This window comes from Bacillus cereus group sp. MS39 (assembly GCF_040448665.1).
Lineage (GTDB): Bacteria > Bacillota > Bacilli > Bacillales > Bacillaceae_G > Bacillus_A > Bacillus_A wiedmannii.
Map to the genome: position 1 here is coordinate 703,987 of NZ_CP123058.1, position 26,739 is coordinate 730,725.

Genomic DNA, 26,739 nt, shown 5'->3' on the forward strand with positions numbered 1-26,739 from the left:
ATTTCATTTACCAACGAACCTTACACACGCATCTTTTTTATATTACAAAAGTGTAAGGTAAATGTAATGTTAACAAATAGCAGTTCCCTTCCAAAAGGCGCAAAATAGGTAATGGAAAAACAAGCGTAGGAGGATATATATGACGAAACCAGTTGTAGACGTAAAAAACGTTCAAAAAGTGTACGGTAAAAAAGGTGAGAACCAATCGCATGCGTTAAAAGGTGTGTCATTCTCGATTCAAGAGGGTGAGTTTGTCGGAATTATGGGACCATCTGGTTCTGGTAAAACGACATTATTAAATGTAATTTCAACGTTAGATAAAGCAACAGGCGGCGTTGTTGAAATTGCAGGAACAGATATTACGAAAATGAAGCAAGGTGAGCTTTCTGATTTCCGCTCGCAAAAATTAGGATTCATCTTCCAAGACTTTAACTTATTAGAAAACTTATCTATTTATGAAAACATTGCACTTCCACTTTCTCTTCAAGGTGTTCCATCACGTAATATTGGACCGAAAGTAGAAAAAGTAGCGGATATGTTAGGGATTACAGAAATTCTTCAAAAGTATCCATCTGAAGTATCTGGTGGACAGAAACAACGTTCAGCAGCAGCTCGCGCACTAGTACATGAGCCGGCAATTATTTTAGGGGACGAGCCAACAGGAGCTCTTGATTCTAAAAATGCGACGAGTTTACTTGATGCGATGACAAACTTAAATAAAGATCAAGGCGTATCCATTATGATGGTTACACATGATCCTTACAGTGCAAGTTACTGTCAGCGTATTTTATTCATTCAAGATGGTGAGCTATATAAAGAAATTCACCGTGGTGGTACGCGTGAAGAGTTTTATAAAGAAATTTTAGATGTACTTGCAGATTTAGGTACACAAAAAGCGTAAGGAAGGAGGTCTAGAGCATGTTATTCAAACTTTCCATGTCAGGGCTAAAGAGTAAGCTAAAAGATTACATCGTCTTACTTGTCGGTCTTGTCATGTCGATTTCAATTTTTTATATGTTTCAAACGTTAGCGTTAAACGAAGCCTTCCTTAAGGAGAATTCTACTATTGGTCAAATTGGATTCGTATTCCAAGCAGGTTCATTTTTACTAGCCATTATAACGTTCTTCTATATTTTATATGCGAACTCTTTCTTATTATCTCTTCGCCAAAAAGAGTTTGGTATGTATATGATGTTAGGAGCAAAAAAGCATAAAGTTACATTACTTATGTTTATTGAAACAATCGTATTAGGTGCTGCGTCTCTTGCGATTGGTATTATAGTTGGGGTAGGACTTGCAGAAGGTATCGGTCAGTTATTAATGAAACAATTAGAATTTGCAGGTGAAGGTTATAAAGCATTTTATCTGCCATCTATGACTGTTACTTGTATCTTCTTCTTTGCACTATTTGTATTATCAGCAATTATGAATAGTATTAAGTTATCACGTATTTCTGTACTGCAACTTGTACATGCAGATGCACAAACAGAACGTGTTGCGGTAAAAGGAAAAATGACAGGTTTAGTCGCATTCCTTGCGGTTATTTTATTAGGAATGGGCTATGCATCAATGATTTACATGGAAAAACTAAGAGAAATGGGAATTCTTATCGCATTAATTACAACAACAGCTGGTACTTACATGCTATTTGGATCACTTCTTCCAGTTATTATTAAAAAGTTAAAAAGTAATAAAAAGCGTAGTGAAAAAGGGCTTAACGCTTTTACATTTGCACAATTAAACTTCCGTATTAATAGCTTAACAAAGGTGCTTGCGACAGTAGCGATGTTAGTTGCTCTTGGAGCTGGTGCAATTTCAGGTGGTATGGCGTTTAAAAATAACGTTATAAAAATGGTTGATGGTTTAATAATCTATGATTCAGTAGTTCATAATCCAACAGCTGAAGAAAAGAAAATTTTAGACGGTATTACATTTAAAGAGAAAAGCGAATATCGTTACAAAGTTGATGATAAATACGTTTATTATGTAAAAGAGGATTTGGAGAAAAATCGTCCTTTAGTAAAAGATATGACAAATATAAAGTCGATGAAGGATTTAGTGAATACGAAGAAGGCTTCACAGGAACTACCAGTAGGCGCAGTTTTTAGAGAAATGAATGAAAAAGATGCGAACGCTAAAGAACTTCCAGAAGAATGGGTAGATGCTTTTAGCACAATTCATCCGTATTATCTACACGAAGATCATGCAATTAAAATTGTAGATCAAAAAATGTACGATGAGATAAATGGTAAAGAAGGTATAGCATTTATCGGAAAAACAGATGATTTCTTAACATATACAAAAGAATGGAAAAAACTTGACGAGTTGCAACTAGATAAATATAAAAATGTAACAGCTGAAAGAATGAACAGTAAATATCAATCTTACGACATGTTCTACGGCGTTGCGAGCGGAACAGTGTTTATGGGATTCTTCCTTGGAATTGCTTTCTTAGCAATGATGGCAAGTTGTTTAATGTTCAAAATTCTTTCTGGTGCATCAAAAGATATTACGCGTTATCAAATGCTTCGTAAAATTGGGGTGCGCCGTGAATTATTAACAAAATCAATTTATAAAGAGTTATTCTTAGTATTCTTATTCCCAGCAATTGTAGGTATTGCTCACGTATTAGTTGGTATGAATATTTTCGGATTTATTTTACTTGATCCGTACTTCCGTATTTGGGTACCGATTGTTATCTTCGTAATGATTTATGCAATTTATTACTTCATTACCGTTCAATTGTATAAAGGAATTGTTCTTCCGAAAGAAGATTAATAAAAAACCGAGCGAAACTGCTCGGTTTTTATTATTTTCAGAAAAAACACTTTAATGTTACTGAAATATATAATATAATATAAATAAGTAACATAATATAAAAGTAGAAGCAGCTGGATAATGAAAGGAGGAATCCGATCTGTAGAAAGAGGCTGAACTTGTATCCCCTATTTTGCCTACCCCACTGTATTTGCACAATTATCAATTTCCAAATGAAAAATTTTCGGACCGAAAAGTATATTGAAAAATAATGGATAATACATGGAAATCCCATAGCATGATAAGGTAAAATGGACAACATGATGAGAAAATTACCGTTCATAAGATGAGGAGAATACATGTATGGAAGTTGTAGAGGCATTAAAAGATATAAGCCAAATTGAGGCTATGAAAAAGTATTTAAAAGAGCACTCGCAGCGAGATTATCTTTTATTTGTTATTGGAATTAACACAGGATTAAAGATTACTGAGTTACTTAGTATGAAATTTGAAGAGGTATTAAATGAAGATGGAACTGTTAAAGAGTTTTATTCTCTTCCTGTGAAGGATGAAAAGTTTAAACAAGATATTTATTTAAATACAAAAGTAAAAGAAGCACTTTTAGAGTACGTACAATCTATTAATGTGAAAAGAGAAAACTACGTATTTCAATCTAATAAAACGACAAATTCAATTACGCGTCAACAAGCGTATCGTGTAATTCATAATGCTGCTGAAGCAGTTGGGGTTGTTGGTAAAATCGGAACGAACTCAATGAGAAAAACATTTGGATTTCATGCATACAAAAGAGGGATAGCGATTGCGCTATTGCAAAAACATTTTCATCACGCGACACCTTCAGAGACATTAAAGTATTTGGGAATCTCAAAAGATGAAGAATTTAAAACAGAGATTGATGTAGATTTGTAAAAGCCGTAACTAAAAACTTTAGGAGGCGGGAATATGAATATTAGAGAGAGTGAATTACCGGGCATTGGATGTAAGTTTGAAGTAATTACAAAAGGTAATGAAAAAATGGTTATCGTTATTCATGATGATGGACGAAGAGAAATGTATCATTTTGATGCGGATCATGATGAAAGTATTTCAAGCATTTCTCTTCGTGATTCTGAGGCGAGACAAATTGCAGCTATATTAGGCGGAATGGTATACAGACCACAAGCGTTAGACACAATTGAGATGGCTTTTGAAGGATTATCAATTGAATGGTTTAAGGTGGAAAATAACGCACCAGTCGTACAAAAAACAATTGGTAGCTTACATGTCAGAAAAACGTATAACGTAACGATTATTGCTATTTTGAAAAAGAATATGAAGAAATTCTTTAATCCAGGTCCAGACTCTATTATTGAAGCTGGTGATATGCTCGTGTTATCGGGTGAAAGACATGAAGTGAAAAGAATTATTAATGAATTGCTTTCAGCAGGAGGTGATTCATAATCGATGGATACTTTAATCTTTGAAGTTGGAACTGCGTTAGTATTAGTAGCTTTTGCAGCTATCCTCGCTGCGAAGTTAAAGTTCTCGATTATTCCGTTTCTCATTATACTCGGTATGTTGGTGGGGCCTCATGCCCCAGATTTAGGACTTATCGATTTAAGATTTATTGAAAGCGGAGAAGTTATTTCCTTCCTCGGACGTGTTGGCGTCATATTCCTCCTATTCTATTTAGGCTTAGAATTCTCAATAAAAAAATTAATTAAATCAGGAAAATCAATTGCTTTTGGGGGGACTGTCCACATATCACTTAATTTCATATTAGGTTTGCTTTATGGATATGTTATGGGCTTCCCCTTATTAGAAACATTAATTATTGCTGGAATCATTACAATTTCATCAAGTGCAATTGTTGCAAAAGTAATTGTTGATTTAAGAAGATCGGGTAATAAAGAGACTGAATTAATATTAGGAATCATTATGTTTGATGATATTTTTTTAGCTGTATATTTATCAGTCGTTTCAGGGTTAGTACTCGGTGGTGCAACATCATTTGTAGGTGCTCTTACATCGGTGTTAATCGCGGTAGGGTATATGCTACTATTCTTTGTAATCGCTAGAAAAGCTACGCCGTTTCTAAATAAAGTATTAGATATTTCGTCAAACGAAATTTTTATTATCGTAATATTCGCCATTTTATTCTTTGTAGCAGGATTTTCAGAGACGATTCATGTTGCTGAGGCAATTGGAGCATTATTGTTAGGACTCGTCTTTTCTGAAACAGAGCATAGTGATCGGATTGAGCATCTCGTCGTTCCGTTTCGTGACTTCTTTGGAGCCATATTCTTTTTCAGTTTCGGTTTAAGTATAGATCCGTTTTCACTTGGAGGAGCAGTGTGGTTGGCATTAGGAGCAGTTTTCATTACGCTCATCGGTAATTTTACAGCTGGAATGATGGCGGGACGTAAAGCCGGGTTATCGCATAAGGCTTCTACGAATATCGGTTTAACCCTCGTATCACGCGGAGAGTTCTCCATTATTGTAGCCAATATCGGCATTGCGGGTGGCTTACTGGCAGCGATTAAACCGTTCTCTGCACTGTACGTTTTAATATTAGCATCGTTAGGTCCGTTATTAACGAAGGAATCTGGGAGAATATACTCTCTACTAGATAAAATATTTAAATGGAGCGCTAAAGAACGTGCAAAGCGAGAAAAAGAAGTTGGATAATATAAAAAAGAAGAGGCTGCATGAACTTCATGCAGCCTCTTCTTTTTTATATATTGTTTCTGTTGTCGCTTTTTGTTAGTAAGTCGATATAATTAGAAAATCGCTGATAAAATCCAAGAAGCAATCAATATAATTTCACTTACCGACATCTCATTATCTGAATTTCATCAACTATTAATCAGTTGCCTTCCTATTTAAAAACGACTACAATTTTACTGTTATAGATGAACGAAAAAAATAGAATAGGAGGGGAGACTATGCCAAGGAAAGTATGGCTATTAGTAGCTGGGATGATTATTAATGTCACGGGTGCTTCTTTTTTATGGCCTTTTAATACAATTTATTTGCATGATCACCTAGGGAAATCTTTATCTGTGGCCGGAATGGTATTAATGATCAACTCGCTTACTGGTGTAATCGGAAACTTGCTCGGCGGTGTTTTATTTGATAAATGGGGCGGATATAAATCAATTTTAGTAGGAATTGTGATTACACTTGTATCGATTTTAGGCCTTGTGTTCTTCCACGGCTGGCCGTTATATGTTGTGTGGCTAGCATTAATCGGTTTTGGTTCTGGAATGGTCTTCCCATCGATGTATGCGATGGTTGGTACGGTTTGGCCAGAGGGCGGAAGACGAGCATTTAATGCGATGTATGTTGGACAAAACGTTGGTATTGCGATCGGAACAGCATGTGGTGGATTAGTTGCATCGTATCGTTTTGATTATATTTTCTTAGCAAACTTTATTTTATACTTTGTTTTCTTCTTAATTGCTTTTATTGGATTCCGTGGTATGGAAGACAAGAAAGAGCCAGGAGTGCAAAAAGAAGTCGAAACGAAAAAAGGTTGGTCGCTTACACCTGGATTCAAAGCACTTCTTATCGTATGTGTAGCATATGCTTTATGCTGGGTTACATACGTACAGTGGCAAGGGGCGATTGCAACACATATGCAAGAATTAAATATTAGTCTTCGTCACTATAGTTTATTATGGACGATAAACGGAGCGATGATTGTTTGTGCGCAGCCGCTAGTTAGTATGTTAATTCGCTGGATGAAGCGTTCGTTAAAACAACAAATTATGATTGGGATCTTCATTTTTGCGGCGTCATTCGTTGTGTTAAGCCAAGCGCAGCAATTTACGATGTTCCTCGTTGCGATGGTGACATTAACGATTGGTGAGTTATTTGTTTGGCCAGCGGTTCCGACGATTGCAAATATACTTGCGCCAAAAGATAAGTTAGGATTTTATCAAGGTGTTGTAAATAGTGCGGCGACTGTAGGGAAAATGTTCGGGCCAGTCGTTGGCGGAGCAATTGTTGATTTATACAATATGGAAGTATTGTTTATAGCAATCATGGTAATGCTTGTAGTAGCGCTTATTGCAACGAGCATGTATGATAAACGAGTAAAAGTAGAAGAAACAGTTGAAGAAAAAATTGCAGTTTAGTTTGACGGAACATGTAACATGTTTTAGAATATATTTAAATAAAACAACCTTTTGAACAAGGGAGATAGCTCGGCTGTCCTAAGACGAATTCGTTAGTTAGTAAGAGTAACGATTAACCGAGAAGCCCCGCTTTAAGTAAGCTCTTTAGAGAGACTAGGCGGATGGTAGTTCATATTCACTCATATTTGTAATAACAGTGAGAAGGAGTAGTAGTAATAGAAGCTGGTTTAGAGAGTTGACGGTCGGTGCAAGTCAATCCACGTTTCGTTATGAACTCGCCTTTGAGTTGCAGTTGTGAAACTAATAGTAGCAATTGCCGTTAATCCACGTTACGGATCTAAGCGAATGTATATTTTTTGTACATTAATTTAGGGTGGTACCGCGGGAATCTATAACCTCTCGTCCCTTTCTAGGGATGAGAGGTTTTTTGTATTTTGGGCGGTGAAAATAAATAGAATTTCAAGGAGGGTATCTCATGAGCTTTAATCATCAAGAAGTTGAGAAGAAGTGGCAAGGTTACTGGGAAGAGAATAAAACATTCCGTACGCCAGATGAGACAGAAAAACCAAAATTTTATGCACTAGATATGTTCCCATATCCATCAGGTGCAGGCCTACACGTAGGACATCCAGAAGGTTATACAGCGACAGATATTTTATCTCGTATGAAGCGTATGCAAGGATATAACGTTCTTCATCCAATGGGATGGGATGCATTCGGTCTTCCAGCAGAGCAATATGCACTTGATACTGGAAACAGCCCAGCAGAATTTACAGAGCATAATATTAATACGTTCCGTAACCAAATTAAAGCGTTAGGCTTCTCTTACGATTGGGACCGTGAAGTAAATACAACAGATCCAAACTACTACAAGTGGACACAATGGATCTTCCTACAACTATTTGAAAAAGGCTTAGCTTACGTTGATGAAGTACCTGTAAACTGGTGCCCAGCACTTGGTACAGTACTTGCAAACGAAGAAATCATTGATGGTAAGAGTGAGCGCGGTGGACATCCAGTTGAGCGTCGTCCGATGAGACAGTGGATGTTAAAAATTACAGCTTATGGAGATCGTCTATTAGAAGATCTAGATGAGCTTGATTGGCCAGAAAGCTTAAAAGATATGCAACGTAACTGGATCGGTCGTTCTGAAGGTGCAGAAGTACACTTCAACATCGATGGTACAGACGAGAAATTCACAGTTTTCACAACGCGCCCTGATACACTATTTGGTGCAAGCTACTGTGTACTTGCTCCAGAGCATGCGCTTGTTGCAGACATTACAACAGCAGATCAAAAAGAAGCTGTAGAAGCTTACATTAACTCTGTAAAAATGAAGAGTGATTTAGAGCGTACAGAACTTGCGAAAGAGAAAACTGGTGTATTCACTGGTGCTTACGCAGTTAACCCAGTAAATGGCGAGAAATTACCAATCTGGATCGCTGACTATGTTCTTGCAACTTACGGAACAGGTGCTGTAATGGCAGTTCCAGCTCATGATGAGCGTGACTATGAATTCGCATCAACGTTCAATCTTCCAATGAAGGAAGTTGTAAAAGGCGGAGACATTACGAAAGAAGCATACACAGGTGATGGTGCGCACGTAAACTCAGCATTCCTTGATGGCTTAAATAAAGAAGAAGCAATCGTAAAAATGATTGAATGGCTTGAAGTAACGAGCGCAGGAAATCAAAAAGTAACGTACCGTCTACGTGACTGGTTATTCAGCCGTCAACGTTACTGGGGTGAGCCAATTCCAGTAATCCACTGGGAAGATGGCACAATGACAGCTGTGAAAGAAGAAGAATTACCATTAGTTCTTCCGAAAACAGAAAACATCCGTCCTTCAGGTACTGGTGAATCACCACTTGCTAACATTGACGAGTGGGTAAACGTTATTGATCCTGAGACTGGTAAAAAAGGTCGTCGTGAAACGAACACAATGCCACAATGGGCTGGTAGCTGCTGGTATTACCTACGTTACATCGATCCAAACAATAGCGAAGCACTTGTAGACCCTGAAAAAGTAAAACAATGGCTTCCAGTTGATATTTATATTGGTGGTGCAGAGCACGCTGTACTTCACTTACTATATGCTCGTTTCTGGCATAAAGTATTATACGATATCGGTGTAGTTCCAACGAAAGAGCCGTTCCAACAATTATTCAACCAAGGTATGATTCTAGGTGAAAACAACGAGAAAATGAGTAAATCAAAAGGTAACGTTGTAAATCCTGATGATATCGTAGCAAGCCATGGTGCAGATACACTTCGTCTATACGAAATGTTCATGGGACCATTAGATGCTTCAATCGCTTGGTCTGAAAATGGTCTTGACGGAGCTCGTCGTTTCTTAGACCGCGTATGGCGCCTATTCGTTCAAGAGAACGGTGAATTAAGTGAGAAAATTACTGATGCACCAAATAAAGAGCTTGAAAAAGCTTACCACCAAACAGTGAAGAAAGTAACAGAAGACTATGCAGAGCTTCGCTTCAACACAGCGATTTCTCAAATGATGGTATTCATCAACGATGCATACAAAGCTGAAACACTTCCGAAAGAATATGTAGAAGGTTTCGTAAAAATGATTGCACCAGTTGCACCTCACATCGGGGAAGAGCTATGGAGCAAACTTGGATACAATGAAACAATCACATATGCAAGCTGGCCAACATTTGATGAGTCTAAACTTGTAGAAGATGAAGTTGAAATCGTTGTTCAAATTATGGGCAAAGTTCGCGCGAAACTAACAATGAGTAAAGACGCATCAAAAGAAGAAATGGAACAACTTGCACTTGAAGCAATTCAAGACCAAATCGAAGGAAAAACGGTTCGTAAAGTAATTGTAGTTCCTGGAAAACTTGTTAACGTTGTTGCAAACTAATGAATGAAAGAAAAGCTCAGAGCGTTTATGCTCTGAGCTTTTTTATGTAGAAAATAATCTCAGGATCACCCTTATCTAAGTTTTCAATCATTCCACTGCGTACAAATAAAAGAGCGGAATTCCAATACAGACAAACACCTATTTTTCTATAGGAAATATGATAAAAAAGGTAGGCTAAATTGAGTAGAAGAGGTGAAAGGAATGAAAGGGATGGACAATAATGCACCACACGGCTTTTTCGGAGGTGGATCGGATAGTTATGAACAAATGATGTTAATGGGAGGAGCAGGTCAACAAGGATATGGTGGAATTCCGAGCGGGATGGGCGGAGCAGGTCACCAACAAGGATACGGTGAAATTCCGAGCTGGATGGGTGGAGCAGCAGGAGGATTTCCAACATCGGTAGCTGGCATGCAAACTGGAATGCCTACATTAATGGGAGGATTTTCGACATCAGGGGCTGGAATGCCTACAGTAACAGGAGGATTTCCGACATCAGTAGCTGGCGTACAGACAGGAATTCCAGTAGGAGTACCAACTACATTTCCTTCTTTCGTTGGAGGAGTGCAGACAGGATTTCCGGTACCGGGAGTAGGTGTTGTAGCAGGCGGAGTAGGTGGTTATCCGCAAGGTGTTCACGGTCACCATGTACATCACCATCACCAAGGACAACATGGCCACCATGTACATCATCACCACCAAGGCCATCAAGGCCATCATGTACATCATCATCACCAAGGCCAGCATGGACACCATGGTCATCACCACCATCAAGGACATCAGGGGCAACAAGTACATCACCACGGACACCATCATATACATCCGCAGGCTGTTCTTTATCAAACGCATCAAGGCCATCAAGGTCACCACCAAGGCCACCAAGGTCACCACCAAGGCCACCAAGGCCACCAAGGTCACCACCAAGGCCACCAAGGTCACCACCAAGGCCACCAAGGCCACCAAGGTCACCACCAAGGCCACCAAGGTCACCACCAAGGTCAGCAGGGGCAACAACACCAACAATATCAACAGTATCAACAACAACAATCTTCTCCTTGGACAGGTGGAATTGGAGCAGGAGGAGCAGGGGCAGCGGCAGGAGCGGCTAGCATTGGTGGAGCAGCAGGGCACGCTGGACACGTGGGTCATTAATGAATTGCAGAAAAAAAGACATAATAAAAAACTGCTAGGAAATCCTAGCAGTTTTTTTCAGCTTCTTTGCGCTGGCGTTCGATTTCAGCACGAAGTTGTGGTTCTGGTGCTTGCCAGCCTTCTGGTTTTAGAATTTTGCCGTCACCTTCACGGAATCGAGGTTTTCCATCAGGGAATAGTTTTGCCATGTTTGCGTTATTTACAATTTCGAATCCTTTATCAGGACGTACGCCCATTTCCGCAAACGTGCCGAATGCAAAGTAAATAAGGTCAATTAGTGCATCATATTGATCTTCAACAGTCGTTGCTTCTAAAAATTCTTCTAGCTCTTCTTGCATAAAGCTAGCACGAATTTTTGCACGTTCTTCTGTTAATTTCGTTGGAGTATTTGTCACAGGGTGTCCGAACTCTTCATGCATTTTTGCAACAAGTTCGTATCCTTTATCTAAACCTTTTTCGTTTGTCATGTTGTTTCATCCTTTCTCGCTTTGTGCCGAATCTCATTGTAACATAAGGTGATTATGAAATGAAAAGGGACTGTTCAAAAGTTTCATCTTTTAGTTAAGTTAGTGATAGTGAAAGATTATATCGACTTAACGACAAAAACTGTTAATAAAAGAAAGCCATCCCGGAATACTTTTAGGACGGCCTTGCTCGTTATTTTTCTTCTTTTATTAAAATGGATAAAAGAAGATCGATGCCAAACATACCAACGAGCAACATTGGAATAACGACAAGTAAATAACGTGTGAAGGAAACATTTTTTAAGTATGTATGAGCAAATAAAAAGACGCCGAGAAATAAAATACCATTTAAAATAGGCTTTACTAATTTTTTAGACATAAGCTCCCCCATAAATATCTTCTCTCTCTATCTAAAATAAAAACTCCTCTTTCCGTTGTATCATGCTGGAGAGAGGAGTTCAATCATTTCTCATTCAATTACACCAGAATTTGTAATATTTACGGTGTATTTTATAGTAACTGGAACATCTTTGTACATTTGTCTCCACTCTTCTAATTTGAATGGGCGATAATGTTGTCTATATTTTGCTCCAAGTCCAAGGGGATCAACATTTAGAGATTTAAACTGTTTAATTAGTTTTGTAGCTTTCGCATCTAATTGTTTTTCGACCGACTTAGCTATTTTTGTTGTATTTTTTTTGTTTTCTAAATTAAATTTTCTAGAGAGCTCCTGAATACGAGCTTCCACCTTTACATGAATATAGAAAGAAGGTTTCCCATTTTTTATGTTTACCTCGTAGGTAGGGACGGAACGAATGTTATTAATCATTGCATAGCCAGGATTGGTTTTAAATTCATGTGAGTCCAAGCGGTGCTTTTCTAGCAGTCCTTTGAAAACAAACATATCGTGGTACTTAATTGTTCCGACTAACTTATCCTTTTTCAAGAGACCGATACCAGTAATCTTTATTTTATCTCCATGTTTTTTTAGGATAGGCATATAGGAATCTTGTCCTTCACGGTAGTACCTGAAGGCGCCTAAATACAAATTGTCAGTTGGCAAAGGGCCAGTGTCCATATTATGTTCTAACATTTTTTTTATATAAATCGCAACATTGTAAGATGTACTATATTTTCCTTTAAATAGTTCAGTACCATTGCCTTCTAATAGTCCAACATACAGCGAGTTACCAATATTCACATCACGAATTAATGTGTCAAAGGAGTTGGATAATCCTTTTTTAGCAATTTTTGTTGTGAATAAGGCAACACGCATTTGACCGCTTGCGAACGGTTGCGAAGATTCTAAAGATGTATCTGCCTTTACTTGTTTTACTGCGTTTCCTGTGCCCTCATAAACTTGAACTTTATTTCCCTTTTTTTGTATGGGGCAAACGAATGTAACCTTTACTTTATTATCTTTTGCTGTATCGAAGACAGTTCCTTGAATGAGTTGAACATCATCAATAATATTTTTTTGTAAGCAACCAGCTAGACTGAAGATACTGATGCAAACAAGAAGTATTAATTTTCTTTTGGTTTTTTCCATTTTCTTTTCACCCACACAATAATAAATAGAATTGGGATGTATACATATATAAGCCAAAAACTAACTTTAGATATATTGCTAATAAAATCATTAATATCATGCCTGTTCGTTAAAAGTTGTGAAACAACTAAAGTGATAAGCATAAATGCGATTAAAATACCTCGTTGCTTCACACGAAAGATTTCATGCGTTCCTCTAGTTGCAGCCCATAAAGGTAGGATAAAGCTGGTAATAATAACGAGAGCATAACCGGAAATAGCAATATACTCAAGTCGCTCTATAAAAGGAAGCTTAATAACTTGTGTCATGGACAGCTGAGACCAAATAGTTTTGAGTAATTGTTTTTCGCTAAAGAATGTAAAAGCGAGAATGGTACTAAACAAATATAGAATATTGGAAAATAATGCCCCATATTGCGCAAATTTATGGGATTTCTCTGGTTCTTTAACAAATGGATAAATCATAAGGAAAATTTCAAATCCTGTCATGCTATAAATAGATAGTTGAGCTGCTTTCAAAATATCTGTAAAAGAATGTGAAAATATTGGAAGTAAGTTATCCCAATGTGAGAATTTCAAAATGAAAAGACTTAGAAAAAGATAACCTAGTGTTCCACCAACGGAAATAACACAAATTCCTGCAATGACGCGGAATCCTGATGAAATAATGTAATAACTTATTAAACACATAAAGAATGTGAGCATCCAGGTGGATGCACTAGGAAACATCCATACTTGAATAATTTCGACATATGTTCTAACAACAGAAATGCTTACAATAAAAAAATAAGCCATAAAAATGATATTAATACCATTTCCGATCCATTTTCCAAAAAGTTGTTTGTGTAAATCAATTAAGTTTCCCTCTACATTTTTTAATGAATAATACATCATCCAGATGAGAATATGAATGATGATTCCTGTGAGGAGAACTCCTATCCAGCCGTCGTATCCAGCAGATTTTGCAATAATCCGAGCGAAACCGAGAACCCCGGCACCAAACTGTGCACTGTGAATTAAGAAGAAAACAAAGATAGGAGATATTTGATATTTCTCTTGAACTTTACTCATCAATGCACCTCATTCCTTATTCATCAAAATCCGATCGATGTTTTGTTGAAATTCCTTTTGCTGCTTTTTTTACATGTTGTGGCCTTGCTTGTACATCCCTTGTATCAATCATTGTTAAGGGAAAACGAATCCAAGAATCTTTAACAGATTGTTGTCTCGTTGGATAAAACAAAGCGTATGGTTTACGTAAGGAAGTAAGTCTAAATAGATGGGTAAATAAAAAGATAAATCCAAGAGAGATGCCGAAGAGTCCTCCTATTTCTGCGAATGCTAGAAATGGAAAACGTAGTAATCGAACGGCATTACCCATTTTATAAATAGGTGTAATAAAGGAAGCGAGTGCTGATAATGCAACGATAATTAATAAAATGTTACTCGTTAAACCAGCTTGTACAGATGCCTGCCCGATTACGATACCGCCTACAATACCGAGCGTTTGACCAACTTTCATCGGCAACCTCGCGCCAGCTTCTCTCAGTAAGTCGATTGCAAGTTCTAAAAATAGTGCTTCAATTAAAGGTGGGAACGGTACTTGTGCCCTTGATAAAATCAAGGTTTCAAGTAAATCACTTGGAATAAGTTCATAATGATAATTTAAAACTGCAACATATAGTGGTGTAGCACAGATTGAAAATAGAACAGCGATAAGGCGTAAAATGCGTGAAAATGTAGCGTATAGCCAAGAAACGTTATAGTCTTCTGGTGAAATGAAAAAATCGAAATAGGATACTGGCGTAAGTAGAACACTTGGAGAACCATCCACAAAAATAGCAATTTTCCCATCAATGAGTGCTTTTGTAACTCTATCAGTACGTTCTGTATTGATATAGAGAGGGAAAATCGACTTTTCACCCATTAGTTCTTGTATATAAGCACTATCATTAATTTGATCATATTCAAGAGCACGTAATGACTCCTCGAGAAAATCTACATTTTCTTTTTCAGCGAGGTTGTCTAAATACATCATGACAACTTTTGTTTTGGAAAACTCGCCGACAATCATTTCCTTTGTTTGTAAATCTAAAACAGGAAGACGTTTTCGAACTAAATTAATATTTGTATCAATATCCTCTACGAAACCTTCTTGAGGACCGATAACAGTCGATTCGTTTAAAGGAGGGCTTGGTGCCCGATACGTATCAATTGCAATGTTTGCAAGCATACACTTTTGGTCTTGCTGATTCAATTGAATAATCGCATGTCCCTTTAACACCATGTCCTCAATTTTTTGTAAATCGTTCGTAATTGTAATACCGCTCATTGGAATATGTTCTTTTAGCTCTTCTAGTGAAGCGTTAGGTCGTTCTAAAAGAGTAGGCATTAAATATTTTTGTAATTTCTCTCCATCAAGCGAAGGGCGATAGTAAGAAATCCAATAAGGCATCGTTTCATCGTCAGATGTGTGATAATTAACAAAATCGCTAGATTTTTTGAGTTTCTCTATTAAATCTTGTAGAGAATGAATCCGGTCTTTTTCTGGTTTCGTAAAATCATAAATACTATTATTTCCAGAGTTTTGCTGCTGATCTTGATCCGAGTTACCTTGTTTAGAATGTTGTTGCTGATTCTGATTCGAGTCGTTTTGTTTAGAGTTTTGTTGTTGGTTCTGATTCGAGTCGTTTTGTTTAGAGTTTTGTTGTTGGTTCTGATTCGAGTTGTCTTGTTTAGAGTTTTGTTGTTGATTCTGATTCGAGTCGTTTTGTTTAGAGTTTTGTTGTTGATTCTGATTCGAGTTGTCTTGTTTAGAATGTTGTTGTTGATTCTGATCTGAGTCGTTTTGTTTAGAATGTTGTTGATTCTGATCTGAGTCGTTTTGTTTAGAATGTTGTTGCTGCTGATCCTGAGAAGGCTCTTTGTGTTCCTCTTTTTTTTGCTCGCTATTGCTATCTTTATTATGTTTCATACTTCTAGTCTGTTTTTGGTTATCATCCTCTTGATTGTTAGGTTGTTGCTCCGAATTATCTGTTTCGTTTTTCTCTGTCGTATTTGATTTTTTTTTCTTACGTAGCCAATTCCAAATCATATGTATGCCCTCTTTGATTGTGTAATATAATGCTATTTTGTGGCTAATTTTGTATATTATTCATTTATTTATGAAAAGAAGGAGGAGATTAGTTTGCATAGAAAAAATCCTTTAGTAAGCAGCAGTTCATACTATGACGGGAAGAGGGCGAGTCTGTGCAATTTGTAAAAAAGGAAAAGTTTGTTTTAAGAGAGTTTACGTTTGAAAATGGTAGGGGAATTCCTATTCAAATGGGGTATGAGACGTATGGTACTTTAAATAGAGAAAGGTCAAATGCGATTTTGGTATGCCATTATTTTAGTGCAACGAGTCACGCGGCAGGAAAATATACAGCGCATGATGAGGAGTCTGGTTGGTGGGATGGTTTAATTGGACCGGGAAAAGCAATTGATACAAATAAATACTTTGTTATATGCACTGATAATCTTTGTAATGTGCAGGTGAAGAACCCTTATGTGTTTACAACGGGACCGAAATCGATTGATCCGAAAACTGGAGATGAATATGCGATGGATTTTCCAGTTTTTACATTTCTTCATGTAGCTCGTATGCAATATGAGTTAATAAAAGATATGGGAATCGCAAGGCTACATGCTGTAATGGGACCGTCAGCTGGCGGGATGATTGCGCAGCAATGGGCTGTTCATTATCCTCATATGGTAGAGCGGATGATTGGTGTTATTACGAACCCGCAAAATCCAATTATTACGTCGGTAAATGTAGCACAAAATGCAATTGAGGCTATTCAACTGGATCCAAGTTGGAAGGGCGGAAAATATGGAGAAGAGCAGCCAATGAAGGGACTTCATTTAGCAAATAGAATGATGTTTATGAACGCATTTGATGAGCATTTTTATGAAACAACATTCCCTCGTAATAGTATAAAAGTAGAACCTTATGAAAAGCTTTCGATATTAACATCATTTGAGAAAGAAATAAATAAAGTGACATATAGAAGTATAGGGTTAGTAGATGCAAATTCGTGGATATACACTGCGAAAGCAGTTTTATTACATGATATTGCGCATGGATTTTCGTCTTTAGAAGAGGCGCTTTCTAACATAGAAGCAAATGTACTTATGATTCCGTGTAAACAAGATTTGCTTCAGCCGTCACGTTATAATTATAAAATGGTAGACATTTTGCAAAAACAAGGGAAGTATGCGGAAGTGTATGAGATAGAAAGTATAAATGGGCATATGGCAGGAGCATTTGATATTCATTTATTTGAAAAGAAAGTTTATGAATTTTTAAATCGGAAAGTATCTAGTTTGGTGTAGAAAATAAACGGTGTGAAAAAGGTGCGATGTATGTAGTAGGCACCTTTTTTTACATGATTTGTAGACGGAAAATATATGTGGCAATTGCTATACCGAAGAATGCGATACTAAGCAATAGAAATAAGAATGACATTTCTTGTGGTGATTTTATCTTTTTATTATTCTTCATACTAAGTGCAATAATTGCGGCGATTAAGAAAATGATGCCCGTAATGAAAAGAAAAAGTGTCATTTTCATTGGCTCCTTTCATAAAACAAGTATATTGAGGATACAATGCACGAGTTATGTTTGTAAAGAATAAGTTTTGCGGGGAAATTGAGAAATAAAATTTCCATTCTTTGCGTTCTTTCTTTCGCATGCTAAAATTGACTAGATATGCTTGTTTAAGGAAGAGACTAAAGGTTTTATTGTATATAAGGAGGAACGACATATGACAGAAGTTAAAACAATTACTACAGAAGAAGTGCAAGAGCGTTTAGAAAATGGAGAAACGTTATTTTTAGTAGACGTAAGGGAAGATGAAGAAGTAGCGGCAGGGAAAATTCCAGAAGCTGTACATATTAAAATGGGTGATATCCCAAATAAAGTAGATTTCTTTGATAAAGAGAATGAATATATCTTTATTTGTCGTTCGGGAATGCGCAGTGAAAATGTATGTCATTATTTAAATGAGCAAGGCTTTAAAACAGTGAACATGGTTGGCGGCATGCTTCAATATGAAGGTGAAACGAAATAAGTAGCTAAAAAACTTGAAACGAGTCTGTTTCAAGTTTTTTTCTTTTGCATACAGTGTACAAAAGGGGGATAGGTAAATGGGGATTAACTTGCGGAAAGTAAAAATTATAAATAATACAGGGGCTGTTAATGTTGGTGACTGTTATGATATCTCACCTTTAGCTGTAGCAAAAGTATATGCGGGTGCTGGAGGATCGAGTGCGGCTATTTTTTTAAATGGGAAAAGACAGTCAGAAGCGGTGATTAGAACATCAGTGTTTCTTCCGCCATTAGCAACGAGTACACGTACATTAGGTTCATAGAGGAAAGGTAGAGTGTAATTATGCCTGCTCATATAAAAGAATTTGTTATTGTGAATAACACTGGGAATATATTTACCGGTGATAATTTGAGTGATACGTCATTTACTGCTACGAAATCGTATAGTGGTTCAATGGGGTGCACTTGGATCGACGTTGTTACAGTAATAGGGACGGAGACGAAGCTTTGTTTACAGCCAGGAGATTCTGTGACGACAACATATACAAGGGGCACTCCTGCTGGTACTGTAACAGGAACAAACATGGGGCAAAGTGTAAATACATCGGGTATAGTGCAAGCTGTCCCGAATACAGATAATATGGATTCAACTGCGGGACTCCCTTAAGGAATTAAGGGAGTTTTTATGTATTTAAAATAAAAATAGTCTTTGAGTTTGTTTTTGTAAATACATATTAAGAAGAAGAGGTTTGTTTAATGTAAAAAAGATGGTGTGCAGGTGGTGAAAGTGTGAGAGAGCGCGATAAAAAACATTCATTAAACTCTAATTTCAGAATTTCACCAAATCTTATTGGTCCTACCTTTCCACCCGTTCCAACGGGATTTACTGGCATTGGGATTACTGGCCCAACCGGTCCCCAAGGTCCGACTGGCCCTCAAGGACCAAGAGGATTACAAGGTCCGATGGGGGAGATGGGCCCGACAGGACCTCAAGGTGTGCAAGGGATACAAGGACCAGTTGGACCAATAGGTGCAACGGGACCAGAAGGACAGCAGGGGCCGCAAGGATTGAGGGGACCACAGGGAGCAACAGGAGCGACAGGCCCTCAAGGAGTGCAAGGATTACAAGGTCCGATTGGTCCAACCGGAGCGACTGGGGCACAAGGTATACAGGGGATACAGGGGGTACAAGGTCCGATTGGGGCTACTGGACCTGAGGGACCTCAAGGAATTCAAGGAGTGCAAGGGGTACCGGGTTCAACTGGTTCACAAGGTATACAAGGACCTCAAGGGATACAAGGCCCACAAGGACCGAGTGGAAATACGGGAGCAACAGGAGCAACTGGTCAAGGGGTTACAGGCCCAACTGGAATAACAGGTCCTACAGGGATAACGGGTCCATCTGGAGGACCACCAGGTCCGACGGGGGCAACTGGTGCGACAGGCCCGGGTGGTGGACCGAGTGGAAGTACAGGTGCGACGGGAGCAACGGGAAATACAGGGGTAACAGGAAGTACAGGTGTAACTGGAGTAACGGGAAATACAGGACCGACTGGAAGTACAGGAGAAACAGGAGCACAGGGATTGCAAGGAATACAAGGGGTTCAAGGGCCAATTGGACCAACAGGTCCAGAAGGTCCGCAAGGTATTCAAGGTATTCCGGGTCCGACGGGCGTAACTGGTGAACAAGGAATACAAGGAGTTCAGGGAATTCAAGGGATAACAGGATCAACAGGAGATCAAGGTCCACAAGGTATACAGGGAGCTATAGGGCCTCAAGGTGTAACAGGAGCAACAGGAGATCAAGGTCCACAAGGTATTCAAGGTATTCCGGGTCCAACAGGAGAAACGGGACCACAAGGAGTTCAAGGAATACAAGGTACGATGGGTGAGATCGGACCAACAGGACCAGAAGGCCCAGAAGGACTTCAAGGTCCGCAAGGAATACAAGGGGTGCCAGGACCAGCTGGAGCAACAGGTCCAGAGGGCCCACAAGGAATACAAGGAATACAAGGGCCAGTAGGAACAACAGGACCCGAAGGCCCACAAGGAATACAGGGAATACAAGGGATTCAAGGTGTAACAGGAGCAACAGGAGCACAAGGAGCAACTGGAATTCAAGGTGTACAAGGGAATATAGGTGCAACAGGTCCAGAGGGCCCGCAAGGAGTGCAAGGTACTCAAGGGGAAATAGGCCCAACAGGTCCAATGGGAGCACAGGGCGTGCAAGGTATTCAAGGAATTCAAGGTCCAACGGGTGCGCAAGGAGTGCAGGGGCCACAGGGAATTCAAGGGGGCCAAGGTCCAACCGGAGTAACAGGAGATACGGGTGTAACCGGAGCGACAGGGGAAGGAACTACAGGCCCGACAGGAGTAACCGGTCCAACAGGGGTAACTGGTCCTTCTGGAGGACCAGCAGGACCGAGTGGTCCAACGGGGCCATCAGGTCCGACTGGAGTGACAGGTCCATCCGGTGGACCACCTGGCCCGACAGGAGCAACCGGTGTGACAGGAGCAACTGGAGATACCGGGGCGACAGGCTCAACTGGAGTGACAGGAGCGACAGGAGAAACGGGAGCAACCGGAGTTACGGGGTTGCAAGGCCCACAAGGAATTCAAGGAGTACAAGGTGATATAGGTCCAACCGGTCCGCAAGGTGTTCAAGGTCCTCAAGGGATACAAGGAGTAACGGGAGCAACGGGAGATCAAGGCTCACAAGGAATCCAAGGCCCGCAAGGAATCCAAGGCCCAACCGGTCCACAAGGAGTACAAGGGGATCAAGGCCCACAAGGGATTCAAGGTGTGACAGGAGAAACAGGAGCACAAGGTCCACAGGGAATTCAAGGAATCCAAGGAGTGCAGGGGCCGACCGGTCCACAAGGCCCAACAGGAATTCAAGGTGTTCAAGGCGACATAGGTCCAACCGGTCCGCAAGGCGTGCAAGGGTTGCAAGGTCCACAAGGCCCGACAGGGGATACTGGGGCAACCGGAGCACAAGGTCCCCAAGGAATTCAAGGTCCACAAGGCCCGACGGGATCAACTGGAGAAACCGGAGCGACAGGTCCTCAAGGGATTCAAGGTCCCCAAGGAATCCAAGGTCCAACGGGAGTAACAGGCTCCCAAGGCCCAACAGGGTCCACTGGTCCAACCGGTTCGCAAGGAATTCAAGGTCCAACAGGCCCAACTGGAGCGGGAGCAACCGGATCCACTGGAGCAACGGGTGTGACCGGAGTTAGTACAACTGCAACGTACTCATTTGCAAATAATACATCAGGAAGTGCTATTTCTGTTTTGTTAGGTGGTACAAATGTACCATTACCGAACAATCAAAATATTGGACCAGGAATTACGGTTAGCGGAGGAAATACGGTATTTACGGTTGCGAATGCGGGGAATTACTATATAGCTTATACAATAAATTTAACAGCCTCTTTACTTGTAAGTTCTCGTATAACTGTAAATGGCAGTCCGCTTGCAGGAACAATAAATTCACCAGCAATAGCTACAGGTTCATTTAATGCGACAATCATTGCTAATTTGCCTGCTGGAGCTGCTGTTAGTCTGCAGTTATTTGGATTAGTTGCAATAGCTACATTATCTACGACAACGCCAGGAGCTACGCTAACTATTATTAGGTTAAGTTAATAGGGAGAAAACCTTGGGGCTTTTATGCTTCAAGGTTTTTTATCCCGTTATAAGTAGGTAGTCTAATTGGTTAGGAAAGTTTCACTTTATTCACTTGAGCAAAAACATCGCAGTTCGAAAATATATTATAATAGAATGAAAAGAGAGAAATTTGACAGAAAGGGAGGGTGGCGATGCAGGAGATGGTTACAGATTTTTTTGGACGCCCACTTCAAGATTTGCGCATATCTGTCATTGATCGTTGCAATTTTAGATGTACATATTGTATGCCAGCGGAAGTTTTTGGGCCAGATTATGCTTTTTTGAAAGATGAGTTTTTACTGACGTTTGATGAAATTGAACGTTTGGCAAAACTATTTGTTAGCATCGGTGTACGAAAAATTAGGCTTACTGGTGGTGAGCCACTGCTGCGTAAAGATTTAACAAAACTTATTGCACGTCTCGTGAAAATTGAAGGGTTAGTAGATATAGGGTTAACGACAAATGCAATTCATTTAACGAAACAAGCAAAAGCATTAAAAGAAGCTGGATTACATAGAGTAAATGTTAGTTTGGATGCAATAGATGACGATGTATTTAAGGACATAAATGGCCGGAATATCAATACGAAACCTGTTATAAAGGGAATTATGGCTGCAAAAGAGGCCGGGCTTGATGTAAAGGTAAATATGGTTGTGAAAAAAGGGATGAATGACCATCAAGTACTTCCGATGGCTGCTTATTTTAAAGAGCAAGGAATCACACTTAGGTTTATTGAGTTTATGGATGTTGGTAGTACAAATGGATGGAACTTTGACCAAGTCGTTACAAAGCAAGAATTAATTGAAATGATTCATAGTGTGTATCCACTTGAGCCAGCTGAAGCGCATTATTTCGGTGAAGTTGCGAAACGATATCGTTACGTTGGGACAAATGTCGAAGTCGGTTTTATTACTTCTGTTTCAGAGTCATTTTGTTCCTCTTGTACGAGAGCAAGAATTTCGGCAGATGGAAAGTTTTATACTTGCTTATTTGCGACAGAAGGATTGGATGTAAGGGAACTTCTTAGAGGAAATCTTTCAGATGATGAGTTAGTAAGCGTTATACAAAATGTATGGATGAATAGAAAAGACAGGTATTCGGATGAACGGACAGAAGAAAGTGCAAAGAATCGTCCGAAAATTGAAATGTCTTATATAGGAGGATAAGAAAGGGGGCTATCGTATGCAGGAGCGATATTCAAGACAAATATTATTTTCTGGTGTTGGAGAAGAAGGACAGAGAAAAATTAGAGAGAAGCATGTGCTTATTATCGGCGCTGGTGCTCTCGGTGCAGCGAATGCAGAAGCAATTGTTAGAGCAGGTGTTGGCAAAATAACAATTGCGGATCGTGATTATGTAGAATGGAGTAATTTACAAAGGCAACAATTATATACAGAAGAAGATGCAAAGCAATATAAACCAAAGGCGGTAGCAGCAGCAGAGCATTTACAAGCGATTAATTCTGAGGTGAAAATAAATCCGGTTGTGACTGATGTAACAGTGCAAGAAATGGAAGAGCTAGTGAATGATGTAGATTTAATATTAGATGCGACAGATAATTTTGAAACGCGTCTTCTTATTAATGATATTTCACAAAAGTATAATATTCCGTGGATATATGGTGGTTGTGTCGGAAGCTACGGAGTAACGTATACAATTTTACCAGGAAAAACACCGTGTTTCCGCTGTTTAATGGAACATCCAGCAAGTGGGGCAACATGTGATACGGCTGGTATTATACAGCCGGCAGTACAATTAGTAGTTGCGCATCAAATAACGGAAGCGCTGAAAATATTAGTAGAAGACTATGGGGCACTTCGCGAAACGATGTTATCGTTTGATCTTTGGAATAATCAACAGATGGCATTTAAAGTGAATAGGCAGAAAAAAGACACATGTTTATCTTGCGGAAGATTACGTACATATCCGAGTTTAACATTTGAAGCACAAACGAAAACAGAAGTGTTATGTGGCCGAAATACAGTACAAATCCGTCCAGGTGTGCGGAATGAATTTAATTTAGAAGAAATTAAAAAGCGCTTACAAAGAAGTGTGGATGTAAAAGCTACTCCGTATTTATTATCATTTCCGGTGGAGGAATTTCGTTTTGTTTTATTTACAGATGGCAGGGCGTTCATTCATGGAACGAATGATATAAATATAGCAAAACGCTTATATGCAAGATATATAGGTTGAACCTAAAGGGAGCCCTTTAGGTTCAATGGAAAGAAGATTAAGACTTTCTCGTATAATCTCCACTTTTTCCACCTGTTTTTTCAAATAAGTAAGTTTCGCCAATAATCATACCTTTATCAACAGCTTTGCACATATCGTACACAGTAAGAGCTGTAGCGGAAGCGGCTGTTAAAGCTTCCATTTCAACACCGGTGCTACCTTCTGTTTTAACTTTTACTTCAATAAGTAATCGATATTGTTCTTCGGATTGTTTCCAATCGAAAGAAACGTCAACACCTTTTAATAATAAAGGATGGCACATTGGGATAATATCAGAAGTGCGTTTCGCAGCCATAATACCTGCGATTTGTGCAACTGCTAATACGTCACCTTTCCCAATTTCATTGTGAGAGATTTTATCGTAAATTTCTTTTGTAACGACAATGCTAGAGCACGCAATTGCTGTTCGGACGGTTGCTTTTTTGTCACTTATATCAACCATCTTCGCGCGTCCTTGGTCATTAAAGTGTGTGAATGAAGACATGGAATTCCTCCTTGAAGTAATTTCTATTTAATATATAAAGTTTAATCGAGATAAAAAAAATTGCAAATATGAGGTGAGAAACGATGATAGAAAAACGAATTCCAATTCAAGTTGCTGAGGCAGTAGAGAGAGTAATGGAATATGCGAAAAATGGTGAAGTAGAAGAGGTTTCTATTACGGAAAGTTACGGGAGAATTCTTGGGGAGGATGTTATCTCTGATCATGACGTTCCTCATTTCGATCGTTCTCCTTACGATGGTTTCGCGATTCGAGCAGAAGATACGAAAGAAGCAAATCAAGAGAATGCGATTGAGTTTGAAGTAATAGGAGAAATCGGGGCAGGATCTGTTTTTACAGAAGAAGTAGGACCTTTTCAGGCGGTTCGTATTATGACAGGAGCAGCTATTCCAGAGGGTTGTAATGCAGTCGTAATGCTAGAGCTGACGGAAGGTTTTGAGAAGAATGGAAAAACATATATGAAGGTAAAGCGTCCTTTTCATAGTGGTGACAATGTGTCATTTAAAGGGGAAGATATAAAACAAAATCAAGTTCTCGTTAAGAAAGGCGTTGCAATCAATCCAGGTGTTGCTGCCTTATTAGCGACGTTTGGATATAGTACTGTGAAAGTTGTAAAACAGCCTGTTGTTGGTATCGTGACGACAGGAAGTGAATTGTTAGAAGTACATGAGTCGTTACAGCCGGGGAAAATTAGAAATAGTAACTCGTATATGATTGCAGCTCAAATTATGAAAGCCGGAGGGAAAGTGCGTTATTATGGTCAACTTGCCGACGAGTTAGATGCATGTTTTGCAGCTGTTCAATCGGCGATGGATGAGGTTGATATTTTAATTACGACAGGCGGTGTGTCGGTAGGAGATTATGACTACTTGCCAGCTATTTATGAAAGATTACAGGCGAATGTACTCTTTAATAAAATAGCGATGAGACCAGGAAGTGTAACGACAGTAGCTGAAGTTGACGGAAAGTTACTTTTCGGTTTATCAGGGAATCCGTCAGCTTGTTACGTAGGGTTTGAGCTATTTGTGCATCCGATTATAAAAACATACTTGTTTGCAAAGGAGCCTCATGTATATAGAGCAGATGCTATTTTACAAAAAGACTTTCCGAAGCCAAATCCGTTTACTCGTTTTGTAAGAGCGAAGGTGTCAATCATGGACGGAGCATTACAAGCGATGCCGGTCGGTTTAGATAAATCGAGTGCGGTCTCTTCACTCGCCGATGCGAATGCCTTTATTGTGCTGCCTGGAGGAACGAGAGGATTTGAGGCAGGGATGAAAGTATCTGTATTATTGCTAGAGCACGCCGAGGGATGTGATTGGCCATGGGCAAAGCCACTTCAATCTTACAAATAGTAGGATATCAAAATAGCGGAAAAACAACACTTGTGGAGAAAATCGTGCATATGTTAGCTGAACAGAAAATGAAAGTTGCTACAATTAAACATCACGGGCACGGAGGTTTTCCAGAAGTAGCGCAAAAAGATAGTGAAAGGCACCGAAATGCTGGGGCTGTTGTCAGTAGTGTAGAAGGCGCTGGATTACTTTCACTGTCGTCATTAAGAGAGGAATGGTCCTTGCAAGAAATTATTCGCTTATATGAGTTTTTTGAAGTGGATACAATTTTAATAGAGGGCTATAAAAAAGAGAGCTATCCGAAAGTAGTATTACTTCGTTCTGCGGAAGACGTTGAACTTTTACATAAAGTAGAAAATATAGTAGCGGTTATTACGTGGCATGATGCACCTGCAAACTTACGAGAAGAATATAAAGTATTTCATATAACAGAAGAAGAGTTGTATATAGACTGGTTTATACAAACGGTAAGGAGTACGAAATGACAAATACGTATTATGAAGTAATTGATACAGAAATCTCGATTGAAGAGGTAGCAAAGAAGGTTATTCGCCGCGAATGCGGTGCTGTTACAACATTTATTGGAACGGTTAGGGAGTTTACGAAAGGGCGTCGTACATTATACTTAGAATATGTCGCTTATAAAACGATGGCAGAAAAGATGCTAGAGAAAATTGGCTCAGAAGTGAAAGAGAAGTGGCCAGGTACACACGTTGCGATTACACATCGCATCGGTACACTGCAAATTTCTGATATCGCGGTTGTTGTTGCTGTTTCAACACCGCATCGTAAAGCGGCCTATGAGGCGAATGAATACATTATGGAACGCATAAAACAAATTGTTCCGATTTGGAAAAAGGAGTTTTGGGAAGATGGAGACTCATGGATTGGTGATCAATTAGAAAAAACGCCATATCCGGCAGGGGAGCCTGGGAAGGAGCTGTAAGT

25 protein-coding genes, 1 pseudogene and 1 other annotated feature are annotated in these 26,739 nt (G+C 39.2%); of the genes and pseudogenes, 18 read left to right on the forward strand and 8 right to left on the reverse strand.

Annotated features, from left to right (window positions below; genetic code table 11):
• Positions 1-139: 139 nt before the first annotated feature.
• The 7 genes from QEP67_RS03635 (at position 140) to leuS (ending at position 9,780) form a co-directional block, all read left to right on the forward strand.
• Entirely contained in the window at positions 140-901 is a 762-nt protein-coding gene (locus QEP67_RS03635) for an ABC transporter ATP-binding protein (RefSeq protein ID WP_000165844.1), read from the forward strand.
• Between the two features lie 17 nt (positions 902-918).
• The gene (locus QEP67_RS03640) at positions 919-2,778 is read left to right on the forward strand and encodes an ABC transporter permease (RefSeq protein WP_064460183.1); all 1,860 of its coding nucleotides are present in this window, start codon (positions 919-921) and stop codon (positions 2,776-2,778) included.
• 342 nt (positions 2,779-3,120) lie between these two features.
• The gene (locus QEP67_RS03645; RefSeq protein WP_000454223.1) at positions 3,121-3,687 is read left to right on the forward strand and encodes a tyrosine-type recombinase/integrase; all 567 of its coding nucleotides are present in this window, start codon (positions 3,121-3,123) and stop codon (positions 3,685-3,687) included.
• A 33-nt stretch (positions 3,688-3,720) separates the two neighbouring features.
• A complete protein-coding gene (locus QEP67_RS03650) occupies positions 3,721-4,218 on the forward strand; it encodes a cation:proton antiporter regulatory subunit (RefSeq protein ID WP_001026047.1) in 498 nt (165 codons plus the stop codon).
• A 3-nt stretch (positions 4,219-4,221) separates the two neighbouring features.
• Positions 4,222-5,445 carry a cation:proton antiporter gene (locus QEP67_RS03655; RefSeq protein WP_000380188.1) on the forward strand — a complete coding sequence of 408 codons (1,224 nt, stop codon included), beginning with the start codon at positions 4,222-4,224 and terminating at the stop codon, positions 5,443-5,445.
• A 257-nt stretch (positions 5,446-5,702) separates the two neighbouring features.
• On the forward strand, positions 5,703-6,896 hold the full coding sequence (locus QEP67_RS03660; protein WP_001137539.1) for an MFS transporter: 1,194 nt from the start codon (positions 5,703-5,705) through the stop codon (positions 6,894-6,896).
• Between the two features lie 187 nt (positions 6,897-7,083).
• Positions 7,084-7,306 (forward strand) — a binding site (T-box leader).
• 65 nt (positions 7,307-7,371) lie between these two features.
• Positions 7,372-9,780, forward strand: coding sequence for a leucine--tRNA ligase (gene leuS, locus QEP67_RS03665; protein ID WP_000009477.1), 2,409 nt, complete (start codon positions 7,372-7,374; stop codon positions 9,778-9,780).
• Between the two features lie 25 nt (positions 9,781-9,805).
• Here leuS and QEP67_RS03670 read toward each other — a convergent pair.
• Positions 9,806-9,886 (reverse strand): annotated as a pseudogene (locus tag QEP67_RS03670) (GNAT family N-acetyltransferase); the annotation flags it as partial.
• A 95-nt stretch (positions 9,887-9,981) separates the two neighbouring features.
• On the opposite strand from QEP67_RS03670, the gene QEP67_RS03675 reads away from it, so the two are divergent.
• Complete coding sequence (locus QEP67_RS03675; protein WP_353706522.1) at positions 9,982-10,932, forward strand: hypothetical protein; 951 nt, start codon at positions 9,982-9,984, stop codon at positions 10,930-10,932.
• A gap of 44 nt (positions 10,933-10,976) precedes the next feature.
• On the opposite strand, the gene QEP67_RS03680 is transcribed toward QEP67_RS03675, so the two are convergent.
• The 5 genes from QEP67_RS03680 to QEP67_RS03700 form a co-directional block, all read right to left on the reverse strand.
• Positions 10,977-11,399 (reverse strand): HAD family hydrolase, encoded by a 423-nt coding sequence (locus tag QEP67_RS03680; protein ID WP_048562049.1) that lies wholly within the window; start codon positions 11,397-11,399, stop codon positions 10,977-10,979.
• 190 nt (positions 11,400-11,589) lie between these two features.
• On the reverse strand, positions 11,590-11,775 hold the full coding sequence (locus QEP67_RS03685; RefSeq protein WP_001982745.1) for a hypothetical protein: 186 nt from the start codon (positions 11,773-11,775) through the stop codon (positions 11,590-11,592).
• A gap of 90 nt (positions 11,776-11,865) precedes the next feature.
• On the reverse strand, positions 11,866-12,945 hold the full coding sequence (locus QEP67_RS03690; protein WP_000416068.1) for a Ger(x)C family spore germination protein: 1,080 nt from the start codon (positions 12,943-12,945) through the stop codon (positions 11,866-11,868).
• A complete protein-coding gene (locus QEP67_RS03695; RefSeq protein ID WP_000049079.1) occupies positions 12,921-14,015 on the reverse strand; it encodes a spore germination protein in 1,095 nt (364 codons plus the stop codon). The genes QEP67_RS03690 and QEP67_RS03695 overlap by 25 nt, the downstream gene beginning before the upstream one ends.
• A 16-nt stretch (positions 14,016-14,031) precedes the next feature.
• Positions 14,032-16,038, reverse strand: a complete 2,007-nt coding sequence (locus tag QEP67_RS03700) for a spore germination protein (protein WP_353706523.1) — start codon at positions 16,036-16,038, stop codon at positions 14,032-14,034.
• 155 nt (positions 16,039-16,193) lie between these two features.
• On the opposite strand from QEP67_RS03700, the gene QEP67_RS03705 reads away from it, so the two are divergent.
• A complete protein-coding gene (locus tag QEP67_RS03705) occupies positions 16,194-17,318 on the forward strand; it encodes a homoserine O-acetyltransferase (RefSeq protein ID WP_001160996.1) in 1,125 nt (374 codons plus the stop codon).
• A 49-nt stretch (positions 17,319-17,367) separates the two neighbouring features.
• Here QEP67_RS03705 and QEP67_RS03710 read toward each other — a convergent pair whose 3' ends face one another.
• Positions 17,368-17,550: a hypothetical protein gene (locus QEP67_RS03710; protein WP_000171896.1), complete on the reverse strand. Its 183-nt coding sequence runs from the start codon at positions 17,548-17,550 to the stop codon at positions 17,368-17,370.
• Positions 17,551-17,749: 199 nt separating this feature from the next.
• On the opposite strand from QEP67_RS03710, the gene QEP67_RS03715 reads away from it, so the two are divergent.
• From QEP67_RS03715 to QEP67_RS03740, 6 genes are all read left to right on the forward strand, one after another.
• Positions 17,750-18,055, forward strand: coding sequence for a rhodanese-like domain-containing protein (locus tag QEP67_RS03715; RefSeq protein ID WP_000141212.1), 306 nt, complete (start codon positions 17,750-17,752; stop codon positions 18,053-18,055).
• A gap of 76 nt (positions 18,056-18,131) precedes the next feature.
• The gene (locus QEP67_RS03720; RefSeq protein WP_000512464.1) at positions 18,132-18,356 is read left to right on the forward strand and encodes a spore germination protein; all 225 of its coding nucleotides are present in this window, start codon (positions 18,132-18,134) and stop codon (positions 18,354-18,356) included.
• Positions 18,357-18,376: 20 nt separating this feature from the next.
• Positions 18,377-18,700 (forward strand): hypothetical protein, encoded by a 324-nt coding sequence (locus QEP67_RS03725; RefSeq protein WP_001110866.1) that lies wholly within the window; start codon positions 18,377-18,379, stop codon positions 18,698-18,700.
• 122 nt (positions 18,701-18,822) lie between these two features.
• The gene (locus QEP67_RS03730) at positions 18,823-21,678 is read left to right on the forward strand and encodes a BclA-related collagen-like exosporium protein (RefSeq protein ID WP_048565794.1); all 2,856 of its coding nucleotides are present in this window, start codon (positions 18,823-18,825) and stop codon (positions 21,676-21,678) included.
• Between the two features lie 173 nt (positions 21,679-21,851).
• Positions 21,852-22,865: a GTP 3',8-cyclase MoaA gene (gene moaA / locus QEP67_RS03735; RefSeq protein ID WP_001157140.1), complete on the forward strand. Its 1,014-nt coding sequence runs from the start codon at positions 21,852-21,854 to the stop codon at positions 22,863-22,865.
• 16 nt (positions 22,866-22,881) lie between these two features.
• A complete protein-coding gene (locus tag QEP67_RS03740) occupies positions 22,882-23,895 on the forward strand; it encodes a molybdopterin-synthase adenylyltransferase MoeB (RefSeq protein WP_048540776.1) in 1,014 nt (337 codons plus the stop codon).
• A 37-nt stretch (positions 23,896-23,932) separates the two neighbouring features.
• Here the strand turns inward: QEP67_RS03740 and moaC are convergent, their stop codons facing one another.
• The gene (gene moaC / locus QEP67_RS03745; RefSeq protein ID WP_000094144.1) at positions 23,933-24,418 is read right to left on the reverse strand and encodes a cyclic pyranopterin monophosphate synthase MoaC; all 486 of its coding nucleotides are present in this window, start codon (positions 24,416-24,418) and stop codon (positions 23,933-23,935) included.
• An 83-nt stretch (positions 24,419-24,501) separates the two neighbouring features.
• Here moaC and moeA point away from each other — a divergent pair, with 83 nt between their 5' ends.
• The 3 genes from moeA to moaE are packed head-to-tail and all read left to right on the forward strand — an operon-like array spanning position 24,502 to position 26,737.
• Positions 24,502-25,791 carry a molybdopterin molybdotransferase MoeA gene (gene moeA / locus QEP67_RS03750; RefSeq protein ID WP_048565792.1) on the forward strand — a complete coding sequence of 430 codons (1,290 nt, stop codon included), beginning with the start codon at positions 24,502-24,504 and terminating at the stop codon, positions 25,789-25,791.
• Positions 25,761-26,276, forward strand: a complete 516-nt coding sequence (mobB, locus tag QEP67_RS03755; protein WP_000513723.1) for a molybdopterin-guanine dinucleotide biosynthesis protein B — start codon at positions 25,761-25,763, stop codon at positions 26,274-26,276. The genes moeA and mobB overlap by 31 nt, the downstream gene beginning before the upstream one ends.
• Positions 26,273-26,737 (forward strand): molybdopterin synthase catalytic subunit MoaE, encoded by a 465-nt coding sequence (gene moaE, locus QEP67_RS03760; RefSeq protein ID WP_000185929.1) that lies wholly within the window; start codon positions 26,273-26,275, stop codon positions 26,735-26,737. Before mobB ends, moaE begins: the two co-directional genes overlap by 4 nt.
• The last annotated feature ends 2 nt before the right edge of the window (positions 26,738-26,739 follow it).